Below are 22939 nucleotides of genomic sequence, written 5' to 3' on the forward strand. Positions count from 1 at the left end.
GGCTTGGACTGTCCCGGTTTTTCAGGAGTTGCCCCAAATATTTGCATGCGGTTTGTTTTGGGTTTTGCCAGACCGGCAAAATCCTGCCGCTGACCGGCAAGTTTTTGCCGGTCAATTCAGGATTGGGAATTATGGACATTCTGTTGACGAACATCTGGCGGTTTTTCGATCCGATATTATTTGGTGTCGTCCTTGGCTGCGTTTTGGCGATGGCCTGGGTTCAGAGTGGTCGTCACTCCATAGTCAGAGCCTTCGCGGCGCTCGCAAATTGCGGCAGAAATCCCTTTGAAGAAAGCGGTGAAAACGCCACTTACATGTGCCGGAGAATAGATTTCACATTACGGGAGCAGGGTCTTGTTGGTCTGGAGAACGTCCGGAGCCAGGATCCGTTTGTCCTCCGTATCCTCGGTTATCTGGTCAATGCGAAGGATTCGAAAGATTTCGAGGAATGGGTCCGTCTCGAAGAACATTCTGTAGCAACCAAAGAGAATATGTCTGCCCGCTTTTGGTTCTCGGCGGCTGAAATTGCGCCCGCGATCGGCCTCATTGGAACGATAACGGGTCTTATCCAGCTGTTCGCCACCGGTATAGATCCTTTGAAAATGGGGCCGGCGATGAGCTTCACATTGCTTACCAGCCTATATGGTCTCTTCATTTCCCATATCGTGGCATTCCCCATTCATGTCCGTCTGAATACGCGGGCTGAAATACTGAGCGCCTATCGAGCAAAGGTTGTTGAGCATGCGATCGAAATTGCAAATCATGAACTCTCTGCAGTTGCGCCTGTCCATTTTGTTCCGGCAAACCCGGCAAAGAAGGTTGCCTGACTTATGAATGCCGGTCGCACCACTTTGTCCTTTCTTGATCTGGCGCTTATGCTGCTCAGTGCCTTTGCCTATACGCATTTTGTAAATATCGCCGATTCCGAGACACAGAAAGAACTGTCCGAAGCAAGCGGACCGGGTGCCGCAATGCTCGGTTCCTACGATTACGCGGCCCAGGATTTTTTTGGTGATAGCAATGCTATGCTTACGGATTTTGCCAAAACAGAAATCCGGCAAATGCTGGTCGATCAGCCGCAGCAATTGCTGATCATTGAAGTCGCAGCCGCATCCGAATTACAAGATGGTGCGCGGTTGCGCCAATGGGAGACCGTTTCTGCACGATCAGCGGCTATCGCAGATGCGTTTGAAAAGGCGGGACAGGACGGAACGCAGATAGTTTTGAAGGTTCCCGACAAACTGGTTTCCAAGCCAGCCGATAAACAAGGCGTGAATTTGACTTTTCTCTCACTCGAAACCGAATGATTGCGGAGGTTGGGAATAAAGCTTGAAACTGGTATGATCTATGCATGGTTGGTTCGATTACAGAACAGGAACCCGTGAGATGCCCCATTATCATTTTCTACTGCCGATAGTATCCGTATTTTCGATGGGTGCTGCGGCACCGTTTGAAGACACTAGTCTATTGGACCGACAGGTTGCAGCCTATCTGGGAGCGGGTGTGGGCGATGCCGGTGGTGCCCATGCACCCATAGATCCGAGACTTAAACTCAAGCGTTGTCCAAATGCAGCAGAGATATCCGAGACAAACCGGAACGCGCTGCAGGTTAGCTGCCGCACTCTTGGATGGCGGATATTTGTTCCCATCCGGCTTGGCAATAATCGGAATAGTCAGGATAGCGGAAGTTCCGCAGAACCGTTGGTTCAACGCAACCAGCCGGTTACTCTTGTCATCCGGCGTTCCAATTTTAGCATCAGCTATGGCGTTATCGCGCAAGAAAGCGGTGCAATGGGAGACTATATTCCGGTCCGGTCCGACCGCAAATCCAAGGAATTAATGGCCAGGGTATCTGGTGCAGGCGAAGTGGAAATGACACCTTAAAAAAAATAATTGCTGAAGAACTTAATTTTCCCCCAACAGGCCGTAAATCAATATGAAAGAAGTTATGAAGTGCTTCCGGACATGAGACGGAAACTTCGAATTTGCCAATGTGGCGCTGTAAGGATGTAGTGATATGAAACCTGTTGATAGCTATTCAGCGATTAATACGCGGTTGGATCGTCCGACTCCAAACGAAGCTGCCGTAAAGTCTCTGGCGGACTCGGAGCCCCCGAAAGCTACGATCCCGAGTGCGATCTCGACGACGGCTTCAAAGCTGGCTGCGGAAAAGCCGCCATTTGATGCACAGAAGGTTTCGGATATCAAACAGCAAATCTCTGCAGGCAGCTATCAGGTCGACACTGACAACCTGGCAGCGAAGATGATTGATGCGGGCGTGCTTGGCGTGGAATCAAAAAAATGAATCAGAAAGTAGAAGCGTTTCGAAATTCGCAAAATAGTTTGGTGTCCGCATTGGATGGACATGACAGCGAAGCGATCTTTAAAGCCAGTAAAGAACTCGGCATGGCTGTGTCGGCGCTGGGCACATTGGCACCGAGCGACGTGGATCGATATTTGCGTCCGCTGATGGCTGATGTGGACGAATTGATGCAAGCATCAATTTACCGCCTTCGCTTCTTGCGTGACCATAGTTCGTCCCGGCTGCAGGCATTGTCCGGATGGCAAGCCAATCAGGCTGCGACCTATTCCAATGCCGCACGGGGTCGCTAATGGCGCCCGAACCGGATAATATTCCAGTGAATACTCAGAGAATCTGACTATTGGCATGATCATTGCTTCTCTCCTTGGAAGGAGAATTCGAGCAAGACATGTCAAATCTATCCATCACTCAAAGCCAGGACCGGCGCAGTTTGCCGGGCGTGATTGCGCAATCCGCGCAGCGGACGGGTGTGGATTTTCAATATTTGATGGCGCAGGCGCAGCTCGAAAGCGGAATGCGCCCCGATGCGAAAGCAAGCACATCTTCTGCTACCGGTCTCTATCAGTTTGTCGAACAAACATGGCTTGGCCTGGTTGACGAAAAAGGCGATGAATATGGTCTGGGGTGGGCGCAAGATGCGATTACCCGCAACCGCGATGGTAAATATGTCATTGCTGACCAGGCCCAGAAATCAAGCATTCTTGCACTAAGAAACGACCCCGCGCTTTCGGCCAGTCTAGCCGGAGAATTTGCGAAGGATAATGGCGCCTATCTTGCCAAGCGGATCGGACGGGAACCGGCTTCGGTCGACTTGTATCTCGCGCATTTCCTCGGGCCAGCAGGCGCCGGGAAATTTCTGAACGCGTTGGACGCTGATCCCCACGCACCAGCTGCGCCTTCATTTGCGAATGCCGCGCAATCCAATCGTACGATATTCTACAACAAATCGGGCGGTGCCAGAAGTTTTCAGGATATCCGGAACCTCTTCGCGCAAAAGCTGGAGGATGCATCCATGTCGGCAGGGAACGGCAATAGTTTTCCGACGGCCGGAAACAATTTGCCGCAGTCGCAAAAGCCGGCACCAATGGTTCAACCGGCGGATTATCTCCGCATCGCAAAAAACCACATCAATGATCAGAGCAATTCGGGAAAGTCCAAGCCGTTCGATGATCAGGCTCGGGTTGCTTATCTGATGCTCGCCTCACTGGGATTATAAATGAACATGATACAGAATATTTTCGCTCTGGACAAAATTGCCGGCAATCTGAAAGCGGGACTGCTGCCGATGGCCACGCTTTTGCTGGTCATCTTCATGGTGCTGCCACTGCCGACAATATTGCTCGATATCGGCTTCATCACCAACATCATGCTTTCGCTAGCGATCCTGATGGTCGCGCTCAATGCGACCAAGCCGCTCGATTTTTCAAGCTTTCCGACGGTTTTGCTTTTCGCGACACTTCTGCGTTTGGGACTAAACGTCGCCTCTACCCGGGTGGTGCTTATGGAGGGGCATGCCGGCGGCGATTCCGCTGGGCAGATTATCGAAGCTTTTGGCGGATTGTTACTCGGCGGCAATTATGTGGTCGGTATCTTCGTGTTCTGCATCGTGATGATCATCAACCTGATCGTGATTACCAAAGGTGCCGGTAGGGTTTCCGAAGTCTCCGCGCGTTTTACGCTGGATGCCTTGCCTGGCAAACAGATGGCGATTGATGCTGACTTGAACGCGGGTCTTATTGCTCCCGAAGAAGCGAAGACCCGTCGGTCTGAAGTCGCAACGGAAGCGGACTTTTACGGTTCGATGGATGGTGCCTCCAAATTCGTGAAAGGCGATGCTGTTGCCGGCGTCCTTATCCTCGCGGTCAACATCATCGGTGGTATCATATTGGGCCTGACAACCCACGGACTTTCTTTTGGTGAAGCGGCGAGCACTTATTCAATGCTCGCGATTGGTGACGCTCTGGTTGCACAGGTCCCGGCTTTGGTCCTGTCGATTGCTGCGGCAGCGATCGTGACGCGGGTCTCATCGGCTCAAAATCTGGCCGATCAGGTTACGGGCCAATTCAGTTCGGGGCAGGCGTGGGTTCCGGTTGCCGTCATTTTGACTATTCTTGGCGTTCTCCCCGGCATGCCGCATTTTATCGTGCTTTCCGCAGCGGCGGTTGCCGGCGGACTGGCATTTTATCTGATCCGCAAACCCAAGCCTGTGGAAACGGTTGTCGAACCCGTCAAAGAGAAAAACCCGGAGCAGATTGACTGGGAGGATGTGTCCGAAAAGGCGCGCCTTGGTATCGAAATCGGATATGGCCTTGTTCCGCTGGTTGAAGACCGCAAGGGCGCACCGTTGATGAAGCGGATTACCGGTATTCGCCGCCAGATTTCCAAGGAGCTGGGATTTGTTATCCCGCTTGTCCGGATCAAGGACGATCTGTCACTGGAACCCAATAGCTACCGGATAATGATGGGCGGCATGGTTCTTGGAGAAGACAGTGTCTGGCCCAATGATTTTATCGCGCTCGATGACGGCCATGTGGATTCGGTGATCGAAGGACGACCTTGCAAGGATCCGACGTTCGGAATGGATGCAATCTGGATCAGCGCAGACAAAAAATCCCAGGCGATTGCTGAAGGCTATACCGTCGTAGACGCCGCGACCGTGATCGCGACCCATCTTAACGATGTTGTTCGGCGCAATGCGGCGCAGCTATTCGGAATGGACGAGGCACAGAAGCTGCTCGACTTCCTCAAGGAATCTTCGCCGCAACTGGTCGACAGCCTTACGCCGCAACCCCTGTCGCTATATGCAATCACTGCGATATGTCGTGACCTTCTTGCGGACAAGGTGCCGGTAAAAGACTTCCAGCAAATTTGCCTCGCTATGCTGGAAGCATCCAGCCTGCACAGTGAAACGCCGCAAATGGTCGATGCGATCCGGCAAAAAATTGGCAATCTGATCGTGCAAACCATGGTCCCGATCAGCCTCCCGCTGCCGGTCGTGACTCTGGACGCCGAACTTGAAAACCTGTTGGTCAAGGCGCTGAAGGTCGGCGAAGACGCCAATTATCCGATCGAACCGCAGTTGGCACAGAAAATAATCGAAGCAGTCGATGAGGCTGCGCGCGTCTTGCCCCTCGAAGCGCGCAACGTGGCGTTGATCACTTCGCCAATCGTGCGAAGGCCACTTGGAGCTCTGCTGAAGCAGCGGTTCCCGGACCTGACTGTACTTTCTTACCAGGAACTACCGGATGATAAATCCATCGAAGTGCTGACCAAGATCGGCGTCCCCCAATCCAGCCAGACTATGGCTGTCACAGATGCAAACCAAAACTGATAATGATCGGGAATAGGATATGTTGAAAACCCAGAACCGCGCATCACAAGCCTATAGCGCGATGAAGATAAACGAGAATAGGTTGATCGAGGAAAATCAGTCACTCGTCACGAAAATTGCATGGCAGGTAAAATCCTTTGCACCTGATCAAATGGAAATCGAAGACCTCATCCAGGTCGGGCTGGTTGCAATGGTCGAGGCTGCCAAGAAATATGTCGATCAGGGACATAGTTTCAGCACCTATCTTTACGTCCGTGTGCGCGGTGCGATGATCGATGATTTGAGGTCAACCTGTAACCTGCGCCGAACGTCGGTCGATTGGCACAAGAAAGTGCGTCGATATCGGGACAAACTGGTTCAGGAGCTGGGCCGGGAACCGAATGAATCTGAACTGGCGGTTGCGATGGACATGGATCCTGCTGATTTTCGGAAGAATACAGACCGGGCGATCGATGTTAATCTGGGCTCACTGGACGAAGTCTATTGCGATTCCAGCAGCTGGTTCACGGATCAGGAAGACGATCAGCATGAAATATTGGAAAAGTCGCAGATGGCAGAAATGCTGTCTTCCCATCTGAAGCAATTGAACGAGCGTGAACAACTTGTGCTCAATTGCTATTTTGTCGAGGAAATGCAGCTTGATGAGATTGGAGCGATCCTCGACGTATCTTCTGTGCGAATTTGCCAGATCAAGAAGCGAGCATTGGAGAAGTTGCAAGCTGCGATGACCAGCAACTAAACGAAGCGCGTAAGATTTTTTGCCGCACATCGCCGCATGTATTGCAAAAAAAAAAGCCTCCTCCCGACGGGGAGAAGGCTTTCGTATTTTGGTGAAGTCCGATTTTACCGGAGCAGGCTGAGTACCGACTGCTGCGACTGATTGGCCTGCGACAACATCGCCGTCGAAGCCTGGCTCAGGATCTGGTTTTTGGCCAGCTCGGTCGTTTCGGCGGAGAAGTCCACGTCCATGATCCGTGAACGCGATTCCGAGATGTTGGCAATACGATCAGACAGGTTGGAAACAGTGGTCTGCAGACGGTTCTGGTCAGCACCCAATGAAGCCTGTGCGGTCGTGACCGTATCCAAAGCCGTGTCGAGAGCGGTCAACGCAGCGGTTGCGCCAGCTTCGGTGCTGATGTCGAGCGCGTTAACGGCCAGAGCGGTCGCATCGACATCGGTCAACGTGATTGCAACGGTCTGACTGGCGTCGCTGCCGGTCTGAATGTTGATGGTCGCGTTCGTGCCGTCAAGCAATGCCACGTCGTTGAAGCTCGTCCGGGATGCAACATCACCGATCTGGGCAATCAAGGCGGTAACTTCGGTCTGCAGGTTGGTACGGTCACCAGCAGCAAGCGTGCCGTTGGCAGATTGTACAGACAGTTCACGCATACGTTGCAGCATATTGGTGATTTCGTTCATGCCGCCTTCAGCGGTCTGTGCGAGCGAAATACCGTCGTTGGAGTTGCGGACAGCCATGTTCAGTCCACGGATTTCTGAGGTCATACGTGTGGCAATCGAATTACCCGCGGCGTCATCAGCCGCAGAGTTTACTCGGCTGCCGGTTGAAAGGCGTTCGATAGATTTTGCGAGACCCATTTCAGCCTGGTTAGAAGCATAGCTGGCGCGCATCGCGGTTACGTTGGTTCCGATTACAGTCATGGTGTTATCCTTTTCACAGTTCAAATATACGGTTCATCTAGCGGGTCACCTCGATAGATGAAGCGGCCTCGAGGGAGTTAACGGCGGACCATAATTTTAATTAAGCGACAAAAGTGTCGGGTTTCCGACAAGTCGCTTCGAGAGTGTCCACTTTTCGACACTAATGACGGATTTCCGACGGTTCGAGAGCGGCTGATCGGCAGATTTTTGCCGTTTAGGAAACTGGCACGGCCATTGCAAAGTAGTTGGCGAGCACTTGGAAATAGATCGAATGCTCGATTTACTAACGTGAGGGAATGGCCATGATCAACGATAAACTGAAGCCTAGCCTGGTCTCTAGGTTCCCAGAACTTGTCAATTTGCTAGCGAGTGCTGATACGATTCACTCGGCCTCCGACAATTCACCATCTGCCGCGCAACTACCCCACACAACCCGCGAAGCATCCAAAGGTGAACATCGAGGAGCAAAAGATCCGGTCGTGGTTTACCGCGACGGGCCATTCCACTTCGTTCCGGCTACCCTCAGCCAACCGCTGCGTATCGAATTCGGTAGTGCAGACAGAGAATTTGGTCTGTCCTGCATTGTTGAATCGATGCGTGGTGGCAAGGGCCCCGCGTTTGCCGACCCTAATTCAATAGCCCTATATAGATATGCCGCCCGTGTGGCGCGCAGCGATGCCAATGTCATGATCACCGGCGAAACCGGTACCGGCAAAGAAGGCATGGCTAGATTCATTCATGAAAACAGCGAACGGGCGAACAAGCCGTTTGTCACCGTAAACTGTGCAGCAATTACCGAGTCCATGATCGAGTCCATATTATTCGGACATAAGAAGGGAGCCTTCACCGGTGCATATAACGCTGCAGTAGGCTTGTTCAAAGAAGCCGACGGTGGCACGATCTTCCTCGACGAGATCACCGAGATGCCACTAGAAAGCCAATCCAAGCTGCTCCGCGTTCTCCAGGAAGGAGAGATTCTTCCGGTCGGTGCATCACGCCACGAGAAAATCGACGTTCGCGTATTTTGCGCGGCCAACCGCGATTTTGCCCTGGAGGTCGGAGCAGGGCGGTTTCGCGAAGATCTCTACTGGCGGCTGAATGTTATGCCGGTCGAGCTTACCCCTCTTGCCAGCCGGCCCGCCGATATCGTCGCCATCGCCGCGTTCATGATGATCGGTTTCCAAAAGCGGAGCAAAAAATTCATTTCGCTTTCCCGTGGCTGCATTCAACGTCTCAAAGAACATAAATGGCCGGGCAATGTACGGGAACTGTCCAATGTCCTCCAGCGCGCGCTCGTGATGTGTGATGGAGAACGGATTGAAGCCGATGATCTGATCTTTTCCGGAGCGCGGCTGACCGCGACACCAAAGCAGGATGACATTTCAAGCAAACCTTCCTCGCGTTTCATCCGCGGTCGCGATTTGCACTCGATTTCGAAAAATGTCGAATATGAAGCGATCAACCAGACATTAGAAAAAACCAACGGCAATCGCCGTGACGCTGCAAAAGAGCTCGGTATCTCGGAACGCACATTGCGTTACCGGATGGCCGACATGCGCGCGCTAGCCGCTTAAGGGGAGATAGAAAGTGTCTTCAGTCAATATGAACAGCCTGATGGCGGCTCGCAATGCCATCCTCAACCAGAATAACGCGCTGCAAGACATTGCAAAAAACGCGGGTGTCGCCGGGCCAGGACAAGCTTCTGCGCCCAAAGAAACCACGGGGCCGAACAGTTTCTCGACGCAACTGACAAGCGCGCTTCAGGAAGTGAATAAGCTTCAAGCAACCGCTGAAGAGGAAACCAAGGCCTATCAGATGGGCGAAAGCAATGACGTCGCAGCCGTAATGATGGCGAAACACAAGGCTTCCTTGGGCTTTGAATCCACTTTGCAGGTCCGCAATAAACTATTGTCGGCTTACAAAGACATTATGAATATGTCGGTATAATAGATGGTCGAGCAATCATCTTCCGGCCAGGCGCTAACGCCTGCTGCCAGCATTGACAATTCCGGTGGGCCGTTTGGCGGGTTGCTGGCCATTTTCAAGCAACCCGCTATCGCACGAGCGATGCCGCTGATAATATTGTCGGCAGTCGTATTGGCCGCGATATCTGTGTGGCTGGTTCTTCGCGAGCCTGCACAACGCGATCTTTTCCGCGGTTTGCCGGACAATGACAAATCGGCGGTGATGCAGGCCCTGCAGGTCGCCAATATTGCCTATGGTGTTGATGATGATACCGGGACGCTCACCGTTAGCAGGGAAGATTATCATTCAGCCAAGATCGAATTGGCGGGGCAGGGCTTGCCAAGAGCCGCTCCAAGCGGTGACACTATTATGTCGAGCATGCCGATGGGAGCAAGCCGCGCCGTCGAGTCCGAGAAACTGCGCAATGCCCGGGAAATGGATTTGGCCCGCTCGATCGAGGCGATCGACAGCGTATTGTCGGCACGGGTCCATCTGGCCGTCGAACAGCCCAGCATATTCTTGCGCGACCGCAATGAACCTTCCGCATCGGTGATATTGCATCTCGCCAGCTCAGCGCGACTGGACGAAAAAGAAACACAAGCGATCCTCAATCTGGTTGCCAGCTCGGTACCGGGGCTTTCAGCGTCCAATGTATCTGTGATTGATCAGAACGGCAGGCTCTTGTCGAGCAGTGGCGACGAAGCTTCCCCCGGAAGTGATGCGCAGCTCAAAGTGAAGGCGGCAATCGAAGATCGTTATCGCCAGTCATTGGCCAGCTTGCTTACGCCGCTCGTGGGACCAGGGAATTTTGTTGCCGAAGTCACCGCAGACGTAAATTTTGACGAAAAGCAGGCGACGAGTGAAACTTATCCGATCGATGGCTCGGTATTGCGTTCTGAACAGGGCCAGAAGTCGAACGAATTTGGCGGAGCTGGCGGACGTGCCGGCGGCATTCCCGGCGCGCTCTCCAATCGACCAGCCGAAGCTGCAGAGTTTGGTGATCAGCCTGAAGGCGGTGTCGAGCAAGCTGCCGAAGCTACCGAACCAAGAAGCACCAGTGAAGAATATCGCCGGAATTTCGAACTGGCCCGTGAAGTTGCCGTTACCAACCTGGCGACAGGTCAAGTGTCACGGCTTTCTGTCGCGGTAGCGATTGACGACCGGGCGTTGAAAAACAAAAAATCTCCAAAGGAAATCCAGGAGATTGAGAAGCTCATCAAGGGTACTGTTGGCTATAGTCTCGACCGAGGGGATCAGATTGCGGTCACCGCGCGCCGGTTTAACGCGGTCGCTGACGATCCAATATCTGAAAACTGGTACGAAACATCCTGGTTCAGCATGCTGATGCGGAATCTGTCTGCGCTCGTCGTCGCCCTGCTGATCATTTTCGGCATCGGTCGCCCGGTATTGAAACGGTGGCAGACGTCCGAAAAAGCCCGACTGCCCAGCCCAGATCAGTCAGCCGCTTTGGAAAATATCGATGCCGGTGCCACCTTCAGTCAAACTGGCGCGGTAGACGGTGGTTCACTGGAAAACCAGACTGCTGGAGCGCTAGGCCCACCGGTGACCATCGACATGATAACCGCGGCAAAAAGCTATCAGGAACGTGCAATTCTTACCCAGAATTTCGTCAAGCAAAACCCGGATCACGCGGCTCTGGTCGTGAAAGAATTGCTCAAGGAATCAGACGCATTGGAGGAAGCAGATGGCTGATGTTAAAGAAAAAGATGATACGGATTCCAACGAGCAAAGCGGACAGTTGGAGCTTATCACCGGCCGTCAGACTGCGGCCATATTGATGCTTTTGTTCAACGACGAGGAAGCCGCCCAGATACTGGAACGGCTCGAACCCGACGAAGTTGAAGCGCTTGGTGAAGCAATGTTCAGCGTCGCCAACGTCGATGAAACCCAAATCGACGGCTCTCTCGACCGGTTTCTTGTGTTGACGATGAATCAGTCGATGCTTTCCTATAAGTCCGATGAAAAAGTGAGCCGCGTATTCCGCCGTGCCCTCGGCACGTCCCGTGCAGAGACGATCATGAATCGTTTTGCGCCGAAACGGCCCAGCAACATCGCTGAAAAGCTGAAATGGATGCCGGCAAAGGACCTTGCCTTGCTGATGACGGAAGAGCCGCCACAGGTTTCTGCCGTGCTTATGTCGTTTCTGACTCCAGAAATTGCTGCGGTAATATTGGAGCTGTTACCGCCAGAGATGCAGTCCGATCTGATTTATCGAGTGGCTACGCTCGGTCCGGTCAGCGCGAAGGCGCTTGCTCACATCAACGGGCTCCTGGAAAATACGACGCCGTTGGAAGAAGAGGTCGCTCCGCCGATGCAGGTTGGCGGTGTCCTCGACAGTGCGACGATTATCAACAACCTTCCCAAGGAACGCGGACGGTCGCTGCTGAAAGAATTGATGAAGCGTGACAAGATCACCGCGAAGCTGATCGAGGATGAATTATTTGTCTTCGGCGATCTCATGAACCTGTCCAAGAAAGACATCGGTTCGGTGGTCCGGAAAGTCGACTCCAGCATCCTGGTCCCTGCATTGAGAGGGGCCTCTAGCGAGCTCAAGGCCAAAATCTTTGGCGCAATGTCCAAGCGGGCTGCCGAAACCATACAGGACGATATGGCCGAGGCACCGCCGCAACCGATGGATGCAGTCGTCGCCGCACAGAAAGCCGTTATCGCAGTGGCCAAGGCCATGCTCGACAGTGGTGAAATAAACATGGCCGGTGCAGGAGCTGATTATGTCTGAGTATAATTCAGTCGACAGCTCTGGTCATGGCGAAGTGGTCCCGTTGTGGCGAACGACCAGCGCGCAGAGACAATTTTCTTCCTGGGCAAGTGGACTGGGAACTGATGGAGCCGCGGCCGACAATGATAGTTTTTCGGGGCTTACCGGTCGAAACCTGTCTGAAAATGCGGGAGCTTCTGACGATCAGGATGCTGATATATTCAGCGTCGCCTATAAAAAGGGATGGGAAGACGGTCAGGCCGCATTCGGAGACGAACATGCCAAGGCGAACCAGCAAACCGACGCGTTGGCAGAAGCATTAAGCCAGTTGAACGATCTGTCGTCACGGGGCAGCTACAAGTTCATCCTCTCGGCTGTCGAATCCCTTTTCAGGCGTTGTGCTGAATTGGCGATCCCGGATCCGGACCTGCTAAAGGCCTGGGCGCTGCAACTGGCAGAGTCGGTCGACCAGGATCAGAAAGGGGTGACGCTCGTTCTGCATCCCGATGATGTCGGTCTGATCGATGGCGATATTTGCAAATTGGCTCTCCGCGGCGACCCGTCCATGCTGCGCGGAAATGTGAAGCTCAGTCATTCTGGCGGCTGGATCGAAAAGGGCTCCGAAGTCGTGCTGGACGAACTCCGGACTCTTATCGACGAGTTTGGCGACAAATCATCGGAGGTTGACCATGATTGATGATGCTGCGCCCGCCAAACATCCATCCGAATCTCCGTCGGCTGTCTGTGACGTACTGGCCCGGCTGGATGATATTGGAAATGAGCCAAGATATGTCGGCAAACTGTCCGCCCATGACAATGGCATGCTGGAGGTTACGGGATTTGCATATCCACTCGGCTATTCGGGCCGGGTCATCGCGACCGATGGCCGGGAAATCAGCGCCGAAGTTGTCGGCTTCAAGGGTGCGAGAACGCTGATGATTCCAATGGTGCAAGATGCACCATTGCGCAGCGGCAGCCGCGTATTGCCATATGTAAAGTCCAATCAGGCTGCGGTCGGAGAAGCGCTTTTTGGCCGGGTGATCGGGCCAATGGGCGAACCGATTGACGGCAAGGGCCCCATTTTAACCACGGAATCGGTTCCCCTGGCCGGGCAAGAAGGCAATGTTCTTCGCAGAGCTAGCGTTTCCAAGCGGCTTGATATCGGGATTCGTGCACTAAACGGTCTGCTGACGATCGGGCAGGGGCAACGCATCGCGATTATTGCGGGCTCGGGCGTCGGCAAGTCGATGTTGATAAACCAGATACTGGATGGCGTTGTTGCCGACGTCGTGGTTGTTGGCTTGATCGGCGAGCGTGGTCGGGAAGTGAACGATTTCGTCACCCGCCGTCGGGAGAAAAAGGATGCCGTGCCAACGGTGACCATTGCCGTGCCTGCCGATCATTCACCATCGTCCCGATTGAAAGCGGCGTACCGGGCGACAGCTATAGCGGAACATTTCAGATCAAAGGGACTGTCGGTGGTCCTGGTTCTCGACAGCCTGACCCGCGTGGCGCATGCCCAGAGAGAGATCGGTTTGGCTGCAGGTGAACCGCCTACAATGAAAGGTTATCCTCCCTCCGCTCTGTCCCTTATCCCGCGACTGGTCGAGCGAGCCGGTAATGACAGTGAAAGTGGTGGATCGATAACCGCGATTTATACCGTCTTGGCCGATGGCGATGACCTCGACGATCCAGTGGTTGATAGCGCTCGCGCAATTGCTGACGGTCATGTCATTTTATCAAGGTCGTTGGCAGAGCAGGGTATTTTTCCGGCGATTGACATCGGGAAATCAATCAGCCGTGTTGCGGTCGACATTATCGAACCCGAACATCTGGAGGTCCAGCTGCACTTTCGGCGGCTATGGTCCGTTTACGAGGAAAACCGGGATCTGGTCCTGATGGGAGCCTATCAGGCCGGCAATGATCCCAATATCGACGAGGCGTTGGCCAACTGGCCACGACTGATCGAATATATCAAACAAAAGCCGCGTGAACTTGTCGATATGCAGACGAGCGTGGCCCAACTTACAGATATGTTCTCACCATGAGGAGGCGCGTCCAGGGATTGCGACGCGTATTGAAAGTCCGCGACACGCAAAAGCGTTTGAAGGAACGGGCCTTGATGCAGGCGGGGAGCCATTATGCGCTTGTGGAGAATAATGCGCAGAGAATCAGGAACCTTCATTCTGAAACTCACCAGAGCGAGGTAGCGGTAACAGCCGGCCTCCTCGCGGCCAAAATGGAATTGTCGGACCGGTTATTGGATGCCTCGCACCTCGTCGATGCCTCCGTTCAGGCGGCAATGCAAAGTCTTGCCGCGGCAGAGCGGCAAAATTTTGCCGCTCAGGCAATCCATGACGGCACCGAAAAACTGTTGAACGCAAAAATTTCTCTCCTCCGCAAAGCAGATGCCCGGCAGCAGGATGTTTCTAGCAACATACTGTATAACATAGATAATCATAGAAAAAAGGAACGTTCTGATGATTGGTAAAATCATGTCTGAAGCGGCTCACTCCATAATTGGCATGTTTTCTGCAAAGCCCTTAGGCATGGAAAACAAGGTTTCACATTCTGATTTTGGATCATTTCTGCGGTCACCGGAGGAACAGCCTCAATTTGGTGGCGGTGCCGAGGCAATCGAGCGGTTTGATGACGAAAATCTTGGTGTCGCGGAAGCCGATACTGTTGCCGCTCATTGGGATACAAATAATATTCTCCCGTTTATCAACCAGAGCTTTGGCTGCAAAATTATCGGTCAGGAGATCGTTTCTCAAGAAGTCCGAAAGGATGGTTCTACTGTAGATACCGATCACTCTTTCTTGCCGTCGCAAGCAAAAGCCATTCTTGGCGATGGTCCGCAAATCAACATGGCTCCCGGTCTTGCGGGGCAGGATGTCGCTGATCGCCAATTGGCCGGTCACAAAATTCTCGGCGCGCAATCGGCAGAAGTGACCGTCGGAAAAGAACTTCGCAATCTGCAGGCGCAGAAAATTGAAGGCATCCAGTTGGGAACACAGATCGATGAAAAATCCGTCTCCTCCGAGATTTTCCCAAGCAGCGAAAAAGGTCTGTTGAAGCTGCAAGGACAACAAGGGGCAATGCGTAGCGAAATCGCTCAGCAAGCGACACTAATCGCAAAAACAGAAAAATCGATCGAACCGCAAGGATCAGATCTGCAGTTTAGCGATCGGTCGAACCAGCATGAGCCGGGTAAACAAGCGTCCGCCGTGCTTTCGCTCGTTGCCGATAGCGCAGAACAAAGGAATGCGCTTTCCAGGACGAACCAACTCGGGGTCCGTTTATCTCCAAGTGATGCGGCACCTGCCGCGCCGATCGATTTAAAGGCATCTGTTGTCGATGATACTGAATCAGTCGAAGCGGCCAAATTGGAAACGCAACCAGCGAACAAAGGCCTCGACAAATTGGTCGAGCAGCAACCGGTCACGAATTCTTCCGCCCAACTGGCGGTCCGGGAAACGCTTCAGAAACCAGTTCCTTTTGACATGTCCTCGCCACAAATTGCTGAGCGCCTTGCCACTGAAATCGCGGATATTTCGGTGAGCGGTGGGCCAAAGAAGTTCGAACTCAATCCGCGCAATCTAGGCCGGATGGAAATTACTTTCACCACTCGCGACGGCGCGGAAATCATCGAAATCCAGACCGAACATCGGGCGGCAAAAGACATGATTGTCCAGCATAGTCAGCTGCTTCAGGATATTCTGAAATCCCAGGGACGCGATGACCTGACGCTCCGCGTTGATGTAAAAGAAAATATGCCCGCGTCGGCAAGAAGCGATGGCGGCCAACTTGGCCAGCAGGAAAACCGCGACGCGCGGGAACAAGCAAGGCCGACACCGCGTCGTCCAGTCGCTTCGTCCTTCGACAACAGCGCCGATGATGATCCTGCATCCGACAATAGCCGTTACGCCTAAGCCCGATTTTCCCATTCCCAAATCAAACCAAACCAGAGGTCAAAATGTCAGAGTCGAAATCAGATGACGAAAATCCAAAAGCCAAGAAAAAGGGCAAGCTCAAACCTATAATCCTCGGCACTGTATTGATCTTGGTCCTTGGCGGAGGCGGCGCGGCCGGCGGTTTCTATGCGGCAGGAATGGTCGGTGGCGCTCATGAAGAGCCCGAAGATCCTAACAAGCCAAAGATCATCATGAAGGACGGCACGGCCGTTAGCGACAAGGAAGCAAACAAGGCGACGCCGAAACAGTCGAGCAGCGATTTCAAGGTCACTTACCACCAGATTGAACAGCCGTTTACCTCGAATCTTTCGAATTCACAAAGCTTTGCCCAAATGTCTCTGGCGGTGTCCACCTATTATGACGAGCGGGTTTTCGAGAATGTCACCAATCACGAAATTGCCATTCGGTCGGCGGTTCTGATGGAACTGGGGCAGCAGGATGCGCTCGAACTTGAGGCGCCCGAAGGCAAGCTCCAGCTGAAGAAAAGATTGCGCGATACTATCAATGACACGCTGGAAGAGAAAACCGGTTTTGGCGGGATTGAGGATGTCTACTTTACCAATCTTGTTGTTCAGTAAGACGTTTCGGAAAGTAGCAAGATCATGACCAATCCCCAATCATCTGCAGCCGATACCAGTGGCGCCCAGCCCGAAAATACCGATACCCCGATCAGTCACAGCCTGCTGAAAAAAGGTGGTCCGGACGACATTTTGTTGCTGGCCTATAAAAAGGTCGAGAAAAAACTGGAATCCGCGTTGAAAGTCCATCTTTCAAACGTTGTTGATTGTGATCTCAAAGTCGAGGTTGGCGATAGTGAAAAACTGCAATTCCAGAATTGGCTTTCCGGTCAGGAGGGCGCCTGTGTCTATCTCGAATTTCAGCTGGGTGCTTTGGAAAACCCGATATTGGTCCGGATCGCCAGGACATTCTTGGTCGCGTCGGTTGATTGCTTCTTTGGCGGGCAATTTGATGGCGAGGCGCAAAGCACAGGGCCGCTGAGAAAATCCGAAATTGCGATGATCGAACGCCTGGGCGCGGCAATTGCCAATGGCCTCGCTGTGTCCTGGTCAACGCTTCTTGAAACGACCGTCCGTTACAATCGCTGTCATTACGTCAAAGATGATATCGAACTGGAGCTGGAAGACGAAGATGTTCTGGTCTCCCCGGCGGCCGTTCATCTCTCGGGGCACCGGATCGCAGCGATTGATGTCATCCAGACACTGGACGGACTGATCGCTATCGAACCGCAGCTAAACCGTCCCCATCTCCAGAAGGTGAACCAGATTGATCCGGTCTGGAAGGACAATCTCAAGGATTCCGTCGAACAGATCTACTTGCCTGTCCGTTCCGTTCTCGCCCGTCCAACCATGCAGTTATCGGAATTGTCCCGGCTTGCAGTCGGAGATATTTTGCCGGTCGCACCAACCGACAATGTCCCGCTTATCGTCGGAGACCGGGTTTTTGCGCACGGCAGCATTGGCGAGCAAAATGGCGGCGTCGCCTTCAAAATCAAAAATTTTTTATAGGACCAGATAATGAATGATATGACTCATGATAGCGAATTGCTGGACGCCGCGACCCGCGCCGATATCGACGGCGCTTCATCGCAGGACCATTACCGTTTCCTGTCCGACATAAAGGTCAGGCTTTCGGTCGAAGTCGGCAATGTGTCGATGACGATTTCCGAAATCATGGACTTGCAGGAAGGTTCTGTTGTCGAACTCGACAGGCAGGTCGACCAATTGATCGACATCAATGTGAACGGCACGCTCGTCGCTCGCGGAGAGGTTGTTCCGGTCAAGAATAAATTTGGTGTGCGTATTGCGGAGATCGTGTCGAACGGCATGACGCGTGCGCGGGTGGAAAGGCGCAACTGATGACCTTCTACATCATCAAATTGTTCATCATGCTCCCGCTGATGGGCTTGCTCATCTACGGATGCCTTTGGCTCTATCGAAAATATCAGCCGCAGATGATGGTGGGTCAGAATTCGAACGTCCTGAACGTCGTCGAAACACTGCCTCTCGGTGTGCAGAGCAAACTGGCAGTGGTCGATTTTGGCGGTCGCAAGATTTTGCTCGCCGTGACCCGCAACGGTATCCAGAAGATAGATACTCATCATGCGGAATAGTCTGAAATTAGCTTTGGCTATCGGCCTGTTTTGCGCATCTGCTTGTGCCGCGGATCCCGCATTCGCACAGGAAGCGGCGCCAGGAGCATCTGTTGCCCTGGAACGGGCCCTGGATGATATCTCGGGCGATGGCCAGCCGCTGAGCACCACATTGCAGATCCTGATCGTCATGGGTCTGATGACGGTGCTGCCGTCTATCATATTGATGATGACCAGCTTTACCCGGATCATCATTGTCCTGTCGATCCTGCGCCACGCGCTGGGATTGCAGCAATCGCCGCCCAACCAGGTTCTGCTGGGTCTCGCATTATTCCTGTCGATGTTCGTAATGGCGCCGCAGATCGAGCAGATCAACGAACAGGCAATCGCTCCTTATTCTGCCGACGAAATCGGGCTCACCGAAGCTATCGAAAAATCCGGAACGATCATGCACGGTTTCATGGCCAAACAGACCCGTCAGAGCGATCTGAAACTGTTCATGGAACTGTCCAACAAGAAGGGCTTTGAATCAGCTGAAGATATTCCCTTTTCGATCATGCTGCCCGCTTTTGTAACCAGCGAGTTGAAAACGGCCTTCCAGATCGGATTTCTGGTTTTCCTTCCGTTCCTTATCATCGATCTCGTGGTGGCCGCTGTGTTGATGTCCCTCGGTATGATGATGTTGTCTCCCGTGATTATTTCCATGCCCTTCAAGCTGCTTCTGTTCGTGATGATTGACGGATGGGCGCTGACCATGGGTTCTCTCGCCGGCTCTTTTGCGACCTAGATCATGACAGATAATCCAGATTTCTTCATTGGCATCGCACAGCAGGCCCTGTGGATCACCGCTCTGGCAGCGGCACCGTTTCTGATACCCGCGCTGCTGGTCGGTCTTTTGCTGGGCATGGTGCAGGCAGCGACGTCGATCAACGAACAGACCTTGACCTTCGTTCCCAAGTTGATCGTTGTTGCCGGTGTCGTTGGTGTCTTTGGCGGCTCCATTCTTTTGCTGATCGCCGATTTTACCCGCGAAATTTACGCCCGGATCCCGGACCTCCTGCTATGATTGCTCCAGGATTTGCAGAGTTTGAAGGCCAGATGTGGATGTGGCTGATGGCGATGATCCGGCCGAGTGCCGCGATGGTTGTCGCTCCCATTTTCGGCGCTGCCAACGTTCCCGTGCAAGTCCGTATTCTCCTCGCTTTCATGATCGGAATGGTCGCAACGAGCAGCGTAAGCTTCGACCTTCCTACTGAAACGGCAATTACCTTGGGTAACAGTCTGTTCGTCTTGGGAGAGGTCATCACCGGCCTCGCGATCGGTTTTGCTCTGCAGCTCGGTTATTCCAGCGTATTGATTGCCGGTGAAACGATCAGCAATGCCATGGGTCTGGGTTTTGCGAGCATGTCAGATCCCCAGACCGGACAATCCACTCCAGTAATCGGTCAATTTCTGACAATCTTCGCAACGCTCCTGTTGCTCGCGATCGACGGGCACCTGATGTTGATTGCGATCATCGTCAAAAGCTATGCCGCGCTGCCTCCCGGCTTTGCGATGATGGGGCCTGAGATGCTCTACAGCATGGTCCAATTTGGCGGGACCTTGTTCTCGATGGGCCTGCTCATCGCTCTGCCGGTGGGCGGCGCACTCATCCTCGTCCAGGTGATGATGGGGTTCCTCGCGCGAACAGCGCCGGCGCTCAATCTCTTCGCGGTGGGTATACCCGTGACCATCACCTTCGGTCTGGTGGCCCTGGCTGCCACGGCACCGATCCTTGCCGATGCCGTGATCGAGGCACTGGGAATGGGACTAGACCAGGCGACTCTTGTCGCCGGAGGCGTCTAGTGGCTGAAGAATCCCCCGGTGGTGGAGAAAAAACCGAAGCACCAACCCCCAAAAAACTAACCGACAGTTCCAAAAAAGGTGATGTCCTTCAATCCCGCGACCTCGGCGGTGCGATGGTGATTTTCGTTGGTACGATAGGTTTTCTGATGTTCGGTGGCGTGCTGTTCGGCGCGTTGGCCGATATGGTTGCCGACGCGCTCATTATCCATCCCCAGGATATCGAGGATTTCGACGTCGGTGGCCGCAGCGTGGATATGATAACCAGTATTGTCCCGGCATTCATGAGCCTGTTTGCGCTGTTGATAGTCGCTGCAATTGCGACACCGGCGCTTCTCGGCTCGCTGGGATTCCGTTGGTCGGCGATGAAACCCAAGCCATCAAAACTCGACCCTATAAAGGGATTGAAGCGCATTTTCGGTTCGAACGGCGTGATGGAACTTGGCAAATCCCTGATGAAAGTCGTTCTGATCGGCGCTGTCGGCGGATCGATAATATATTTGCACCTCGAAGACCTCGCCCAACTTGCAGCGCAAGATATCAATAATGCGATTGCCAGCTACGCATCCCTGTTTTTGAAGTTGCTGCTCGGTATCTGCGTCTGTCTGGTGCTGATTGCGATGATTGATGTGCCGATCCAGCTATTTCAACGCGGCAAGCGGTTGAAAATGACGAAACAGGAAATCAAGGACGAGCATAAGGAAAGCGAAGGTTCTCCCGATGTTCGCGCGCTGCAACGTCAGCGCCGCGCCGAAATGCTCAATGACTCGACGCGGAAAGCGGTCGCGGATGCTACAGTGGTTCTGGTCAATCCAACCCACTTTGCCGTGGCACTGCGATATGACCGTGACAAGGACAGTGCTCCTGTTGTGCTCGGCAAGGGATCGGACGACATCGCTCTGGCGATGCGGGAAATGGCCGGGGAAGTCGGTACGCCGGTGATGGAATATCCGGAACTTACCCGGTCGATATATTATACATCGGATGTGGGCCAATTGATTGATGATCGTCTCTATGCTGCGGTCGCAATGCTGCTTAGCTTCCTGATCCAGCTCGATGCCAAATTGGTCAGCCCCGTTCACAAACCCAAGATTTCGCTTCCGGACGACGTCAAATATAATGTCGATGGCGAGCGAATGGCGTGATTGCCATTTGGATTGCACTATTAATTTATACCCAGCCCAGCCGTAATATGCCCAAAGGAAGTTTTTATGTTCTCAAATGTCGCTAATAGCCTGGGCGTTGGATCGGGACTTAACACAGCGCAGCTTGTTACCGATCTGCTGGCTGCTTCCCAAGGGGCCAAGCTTAGCCAGCTCAATCAGCGCTCCCAGCTCAATTCATCCCGAATTTCTGCGATGGCTGCAACGCAGTCCGCTATCACTACCTTTTCTGCAGCGGTCAAAGAGACATTGAACGGCCAGGGATTTGTCGGTGATTTGGTCTCCGGACGCCAGGACCTCGCAATCGCATCGGTTCTGGAAGGCTCCCGTCCGGAAGGCTTGCCTGCCTCGGTCGAGGTCGTGCAAGTCGCAGTTGCCCAACGTGAAATATCGGATGTTTTTGCTACTGCTTCCACCGCAGTAGGAGAACGAACGCTTACCATTAACAATAGCGGCGGCAGTTTCGATATTGTAATCGACAGCAGCAATAATAGCCTGGCCGGGATGCGCGATGCCATTAATGCCAGCAATAGTGGCGTAACCGCGATGATATTGACCGACAAGGCTGGATCGCGGCTGGTTATGGAAGCGCAAGAGGGCGTCGACAGTGCCTTTACCGTGACGCAATCGGGCGCCTCGCCAGCGATGAATCTTACAAATATCGCAACGGCCCTAGACAGCATTGTAAAAATTGATGGTATCGAGCTCAATAACAGCAGCAATACGGTCACCGGCGCGATACCGGGTGTGCAAATATCTCTTCTGGCTGCGCAGGCGGGTACAACATTCACGATCAACGGTGCTTCCGAACCATTGGATGTTCGCGGCCTGGTGACCGAATTTGTCACGGCCTATAATGAACTGCGAAAATCGCTGAACGAAGCCACCAAACCGGGGTTGGAGGGCGGTAGCGGTGGGCCGCTGGCTGGCGATCGCGGAGCTCGTGAAGTGATCCGCAAGCTTAGTCAAATGACGTCAACTCAGCTGACCGACGTCGGGGATTTCAAAACCCTTGCGGATATCGGCGTGCGGACAGAGAATGATGGCACATTAAGCATCGATAATACGCGCCTCGACGCTGCCCTTGCCTTGGATAGCGGCGCCATAAAATTAATGCTCGAACCGGCTGTGACGACCGAAACCCAGATTGGATTGTCTGGCGCGCTCGACGCCATAGCCACCGCCCTGAAGAGTGACAGTGGCGCTTTGACCGTAGCGCAACAGCGTCTGGAAACGATCCGTGAATCGATTGCGGAAGCCCGAGAAAAAATAAACGAAGACGGGGAGAAATTGCGCGAACAGCTGCAAACCACCTTCGCAGGGCTGGAGCGACAGCTCTCGATACTGCGTTCGACCCAATCTTATGTTGAACAACAATTCGCATCCTTCAACGACAATAATTGATCTGGGAAAGTACTAGAACATGACCTTTCAGTCCCGAATTCAACGCGCCTCTAGCTATCAATCCGTTGCAAAGGATAGCCGCGTATTGGCGGCGGATCCCTATGAGCTCGTCGCAATGCTATTTGAAGAACTACGCGAAACGCTGGATCTGATGATCGATAGTGCCCGGCGCGGTGACGACGCGCGTATTTTTCGCTATCGGGCGAAGGCTTTGGCTATTCTCGGCGGTCTGGATGAATCATTGAATTTTGAAGTGGCGGGAGATCTCGCGCAAACCTTGCATGTAATCTACAGCGAAGCTGCCAAACGGATACAGATGGACGGAGCGGATTCCCGCATCGAGCGCGTCGAGTCAGCGCGAGAAATGATCCACGAAATCGAGAAAGCCTGGACGGCAATCGCGCCTTTCCGTTAATCGATATTTATCGCCG

The 22939-nt window shown here is 53.3% G+C and carries 27 protein-coding genes; 26 read left to right on the forward strand and 1 reads right to left on the reverse strand.

Annotation, left to right across the window (positions count from 1 at the left end; translation table 11 throughout):
• The first annotated feature begins 41 nt into the window (after positions 1–41).
• The 8 genes from HUO14_RS02940 to HUO14_RS02975 all read left to right on the forward strand — a co-directional run bounded on the left by HUO14_RS02940 (position 42) and on the right by HUO14_RS02975 (position 6393).
• Positions 42–827 (forward strand): MotA/TolQ/ExbB proton channel family protein, encoded by a 786-nt coding sequence (locus HUO14_RS02940; protein WP_176278373.1) that lies wholly within the window; start codon positions 42–44, stop codon positions 825–827.
• 48 nt (positions 828–875) lie between these two features.
• Positions 876–1307, forward strand: a complete 432-nt coding sequence (locus HUO14_RS02945) for a hypothetical protein (RefSeq protein WP_176278374.1) — start codon at positions 876–878, stop codon at positions 1305–1307.
• Positions 1308–1386: 79 nt separating this feature from the next.
• Positions 1387–1884 carry a flagella basal body P-ring formation protein FlgA gene (locus HUO14_RS02950; protein WP_176278375.1) on the forward strand — a complete coding sequence of 166 codons (498 nt, stop codon included), beginning with the start codon at positions 1387–1389 and terminating at the stop codon, positions 1882–1884.
• 133 nt (positions 1885–2017) lie between these two features.
• Positions 2018–2305 (forward strand): flagellar biosynthesis anti-sigma factor FlgM, encoded by a 288-nt coding sequence (gene flgM / locus HUO14_RS02955; protein ID WP_176278376.1) that lies wholly within the window; start codon positions 2018–2020, stop codon positions 2303–2305.
• A complete protein-coding gene (locus HUO14_RS02960; RefSeq protein ID WP_176278377.1) occupies positions 2302–2613 on the forward strand; it encodes a hypothetical protein in 312 nt (103 codons plus the stop codon). Before flgM ends, HUO14_RS02960 begins: the two co-directional genes overlap by 4 nt.
• A 98-nt stretch (positions 2614–2711) precedes the next feature.
• Positions 2712–3539, forward strand: a complete 828-nt coding sequence (locus HUO14_RS02965; protein WP_176278378.1) for a transglycosylase SLT domain-containing protein — start codon at positions 2712–2714, stop codon at positions 3537–3539.
• Positions 3540–3545: 6 nt separating this feature from the next.
• On the forward strand, positions 3546–5654 hold the full coding sequence (gene flhA, locus HUO14_RS02970; RefSeq protein ID WP_176278749.1) for a flagellar biosynthesis protein FlhA: 2109 nt from the start codon (positions 3546–3548) through the stop codon (positions 5652–5654).
• Positions 5655–5673: 19 nt separating this feature from the next.
• Positions 5674–6393, forward strand: coding sequence for a sigma-70 family RNA polymerase sigma factor (locus tag HUO14_RS02975; protein ID WP_176278379.1), 720 nt, complete (start codon positions 5674–5676; stop codon positions 6391–6393).
• Positions 6394–6497: 104 nt separating this feature from the next.
• Here HUO14_RS02975 and HUO14_RS02980 read toward each other — a convergent pair whose 3' ends face one another.
• Complete coding sequence (locus tag HUO14_RS02980) at positions 6498–7313, reverse strand: flagellin N-terminal helical domain-containing protein (protein ID WP_176278380.1); 816 nt, start codon at positions 7311–7313, stop codon at positions 6498–6500.
• Positions 7314–7615: 302 nt separating this feature from the next.
• On the opposite strand from HUO14_RS02980, the gene HUO14_RS02985 reads away from it, so the two are divergent.
• The 18 genes from HUO14_RS02985 (at position 7616) to HUO14_RS03070 (ending at position 22923) form a co-directional block, all read left to right on the forward strand.
• Positions 7616–8887 carry a sigma-54 interaction domain-containing protein gene (locus HUO14_RS02985; protein WP_176278381.1) on the forward strand — a complete coding sequence of 424 codons (1272 nt, stop codon included), beginning with the start codon at positions 7616–7618 and terminating at the stop codon, positions 8885–8887.
• Positions 8888–8900: 13 nt separating this feature from the next.
• On the forward strand, positions 8901–9260 hold the full coding sequence (gene fliE / locus HUO14_RS02990) for a flagellar hook-basal body complex protein FliE (protein WP_176278382.1): 360 nt from the start codon (positions 8901–8903) through the stop codon (positions 9258–9260).
• A 3-nt stretch (positions 9261–9263) separates the two neighbouring features.
• Positions 9264–10991: a flagellar basal-body MS-ring/collar protein FliF gene (gene fliF, locus HUO14_RS02995; protein ID WP_176278383.1), complete on the forward strand. Its 1728-nt coding sequence runs from the start codon at positions 9264–9266 to the stop codon at positions 10989–10991.
• The gene (locus HUO14_RS03000; RefSeq protein ID WP_176278384.1) at positions 10984–12036 is read left to right on the forward strand and encodes a flagellar motor switch protein FliG; all 1053 of its coding nucleotides are present in this window, start codon (positions 10984–10986) and stop codon (positions 12034–12036) included. The genes fliF and HUO14_RS03000 overlap by 8 nt, the downstream gene beginning before the upstream one ends.
• Positions 12029–12712 (forward strand): FliH/SctL family protein, encoded by a 684-nt coding sequence (locus HUO14_RS03005; protein ID WP_176278385.1) that lies wholly within the window; start codon positions 12029–12031, stop codon positions 12710–12712. The genes HUO14_RS03000 and HUO14_RS03005 overlap by 8 nt, the downstream gene beginning before the upstream one ends.
• The gene (locus HUO14_RS03010; protein WP_176278386.1) at positions 12705–14063 is read left to right on the forward strand and encodes a FliI/YscN family ATPase; all 1359 of its coding nucleotides are present in this window, start codon (positions 12705–12707) and stop codon (positions 14061–14063) included. Before HUO14_RS03005 ends, HUO14_RS03010 begins: the two co-directional genes overlap by 8 nt.
• 17 nt (positions 14064–14080) lie before the next feature.
• Entirely contained in the window at positions 14081–14506 is a 426-nt protein-coding gene (locus HUO14_RS03015) for a hypothetical protein (RefSeq protein WP_176278387.1), read from the forward strand.
• On the forward strand, positions 14496–15947 hold the full coding sequence (locus HUO14_RS03020; protein WP_176278388.1) for a flagellar hook-length control protein FliK: 1452 nt from the start codon (positions 14496–14498) through the stop codon (positions 15945–15947). Before HUO14_RS03015 ends, HUO14_RS03020 begins: the two co-directional genes overlap by 11 nt.
• A 44-nt stretch (positions 15948–15991) precedes the next feature.
• Positions 15992–16567 carry a flagellar basal body-associated FliL family protein gene (locus HUO14_RS03025; protein WP_176278389.1) on the forward strand — a complete coding sequence of 192 codons (576 nt, stop codon included), beginning with the start codon at positions 15992–15994 and terminating at the stop codon, positions 16565–16567.
• 24 nt (positions 16568–16591) lie between these two features.
• Entirely contained in the window at positions 16592–17515 is a 924-nt protein-coding gene (locus HUO14_RS03030; protein ID WP_176278390.1) for a FliM/FliN family flagellar motor switch protein, read from the forward strand.
• 9 nt (positions 17516–17524) lie between these two features.
• The gene (fliN, locus tag HUO14_RS03035) at positions 17525–17866 is read left to right on the forward strand and encodes a flagellar motor switch protein FliN (protein ID WP_176278391.1); all 342 of its coding nucleotides are present in this window, start codon (positions 17525–17527) and stop codon (positions 17864–17866) included.
• Positions 17866–18120: a FliO/MopB family protein gene (locus HUO14_RS03040; RefSeq protein WP_176278392.1), complete on the forward strand. Its 255-nt coding sequence runs from the start codon at positions 17866–17868 to the stop codon at positions 18118–18120. Before fliN ends, HUO14_RS03040 begins: the two co-directional genes overlap by 1 nt.
• Complete coding sequence (gene fliP, locus HUO14_RS03045) at positions 18110–18886, forward strand: flagellar type III secretion system pore protein FliP (protein ID WP_176278393.1); 777 nt, start codon at positions 18110–18112, stop codon at positions 18884–18886. The genes HUO14_RS03040 and fliP overlap by 11 nt, the downstream gene beginning before the upstream one ends.
• A 3-nt stretch (positions 18887–18889) precedes the next feature.
• On the forward strand, positions 18890–19165 hold the full coding sequence (locus HUO14_RS03050) for a flagellar biosynthetic protein FliQ (RefSeq protein WP_176278394.1): 276 nt from the start codon (positions 18890–18892) through the stop codon (positions 19163–19165).
• Positions 19162–19944 (forward strand): flagellar biosynthetic protein FliR, encoded by a 783-nt coding sequence (fliR, locus tag HUO14_RS03055; RefSeq protein ID WP_176278395.1) that lies wholly within the window; start codon positions 19162–19164, stop codon positions 19942–19944. The genes HUO14_RS03050 and fliR overlap by 4 nt, the downstream gene beginning before the upstream one ends.
• Positions 19944–21086 (forward strand): EscU/YscU/HrcU family type III secretion system export apparatus switch protein, encoded by a 1143-nt coding sequence (locus HUO14_RS03060; protein WP_176278396.1) that lies wholly within the window; start codon positions 19944–19946, stop codon positions 21084–21086. Before fliR ends, HUO14_RS03060 begins: the two co-directional genes overlap by 1 nt.
• A gap of 66 nt (positions 21087–21152) precedes the next feature.
• Positions 21153–22508, forward strand: a complete 1356-nt coding sequence (gene fliD, locus HUO14_RS03065) for a flagellar filament capping protein FliD (protein WP_176278397.1) — start codon at positions 21153–21155, stop codon at positions 22506–22508.
• A gap of 19 nt (positions 22509–22527) precedes the next feature.
• Entirely contained in the window at positions 22528–22923 is a 396-nt protein-coding gene (locus tag HUO14_RS03070; RefSeq protein ID WP_246255185.1) for a flagellar export chaperone FliS, read from the forward strand.
• Positions 22924–22939 lie beyond the last annotated feature (16 nt).

It is taken from the genome of Parasphingorhabdus flavimaris (assembly GCF_013371215.1).
Classification (GTDB): domain Bacteria; phylum Pseudomonadota; class Alphaproteobacteria; order Sphingomonadales; family Sphingomonadaceae; genus Parasphingorhabdus; species Parasphingorhabdus flavimaris.

Coding starts and splice junctions, on each gene's coding strand:
- HUO14_RS03010 (WP_176278386.1), top strand. CDS start 12,705: ATGATTGATGATGCTGCGCCCGCCAAACATCCATCCGAATCTCCGTCG.
- HUO14_RS02975 (WP_176278379.1), top strand. CDS start 5,674: ATGTTGAAAACCCAGAACCGCGCATCACAAGCCTATAGCGCGATGAAG.
- HUO14_RS02985 (WP_176278381.1), top strand. CDS start 7,616: ATGATCAACGATAAACTGAAGCCTAGCCTGGTCTCTAGGTTCCCAGAA.
- fliR (WP_176278395.1), top strand. CDS start 19,162: ATGATTGCTCCAGGATTTGCAGAGTTTGAAGGCCAGATGTGGATGTGG.
- HUO14_RS02945 (WP_176278374.1), top strand. CDS start 876: ATGCTGCTCAGTGCCTTTGCCTATACGCATTTTGTAAATATCGCCGAT.
- HUO14_RS03020 (WP_176278388.1), top strand. CDS start 14,496: ATGATTGGTAAAATCATGTCTGAAGCGGCTCACTCCATAATTGGCATG.
- fliP (WP_176278393.1), top strand. CDS start 18,110: ATGCGGAATAGTCTGAAATTAGCTTTGGCTATCGGCCTGTTTTGCGCA.
- HUO14_RS03025 (WP_176278389.1), top strand. CDS start 15,992: ATGTCAGAGTCGAAATCAGATGACGAAAATCCAAAAGCCAAGAAAAAG.
- fliF (WP_176278383.1), top strand. CDS start 9,264: ATGGTCGAGCAATCATCTTCCGGCCAGGCGCTAACGCCTGCTGCCAGC.
- HUO14_RS03040 (WP_176278392.1), top strand. CDS start 17,866: ATGACCTTCTACATCATCAAATTGTTCATCATGCTCCCGCTGATGGGC.
- fliD (WP_176278397.1), top strand. CDS start 21,153: ATGTTCTCAAATGTCGCTAATAGCCTGGGCGTTGGATCGGGACTTAAC.
- HUO14_RS02960 (WP_176278377.1), top strand. CDS start 2,302: ATGAATCAGAAAGTAGAAGCGTTTCGAAATTCGCAAAATAGTTTGGTG.
- HUO14_RS02950 (WP_176278375.1), top strand. CDS start 1,387: ATGCCCCATTATCATTTTCTACTGCCGATAGTATCCGTATTTTCGATG.
- flhA (WP_176278749.1), top strand. CDS start 3,546: ATGATACAGAATATTTTCGCTCTGGACAAAATTGCCGGCAATCTGAAA.
- HUO14_RS02980 (WP_176278380.1), bottom strand. CDS start 7,313: ATGACTGTAATCGGAACCAACGTAACCGCGATGCGCGCCAGCTATGCT.
- HUO14_RS03070 (WP_246255185.1), top strand. CDS start 22,528: ATGACCTTTCAGTCCCGAATTCAACGCGCCTCTAGCTATCAATCCGTT.
- HUO14_RS02965 (WP_176278378.1), top strand. CDS start 2,712: ATGTCAAATCTATCCATCACTCAAAGCCAGGACCGGCGCAGTTTGCCG.
- fliN (WP_176278391.1), top strand. CDS start 17,525: ATGAATGATATGACTCATGATAGCGAATTGCTGGACGCCGCGACCCGC.
- HUO14_RS03050 (WP_176278394.1), top strand. CDS start 18,890: ATGACAGATAATCCAGATTTCTTCATTGGCATCGCACAGCAGGCCCTG.
- HUO14_RS03005 (WP_176278385.1), top strand. CDS start 12,029: ATGTCTGAGTATAATTCAGTCGACAGCTCTGGTCATGGCGAAGTGGTC.
- HUO14_RS03000 (WP_176278384.1), top strand. CDS start 10,984: ATGGCTGATGTTAAAGAAAAAGATGATACGGATTCCAACGAGCAAAGC.
- HUO14_RS03030 (WP_176278390.1), top strand. CDS start 16,592: ATGACCAATCCCCAATCATCTGCAGCCGATACCAGTGGCGCCCAGCCC.
- flgM (WP_176278376.1), top strand. CDS start 2,018: ATGAAACCTGTTGATAGCTATTCAGCGATTAATACGCGGTTGGATCGT.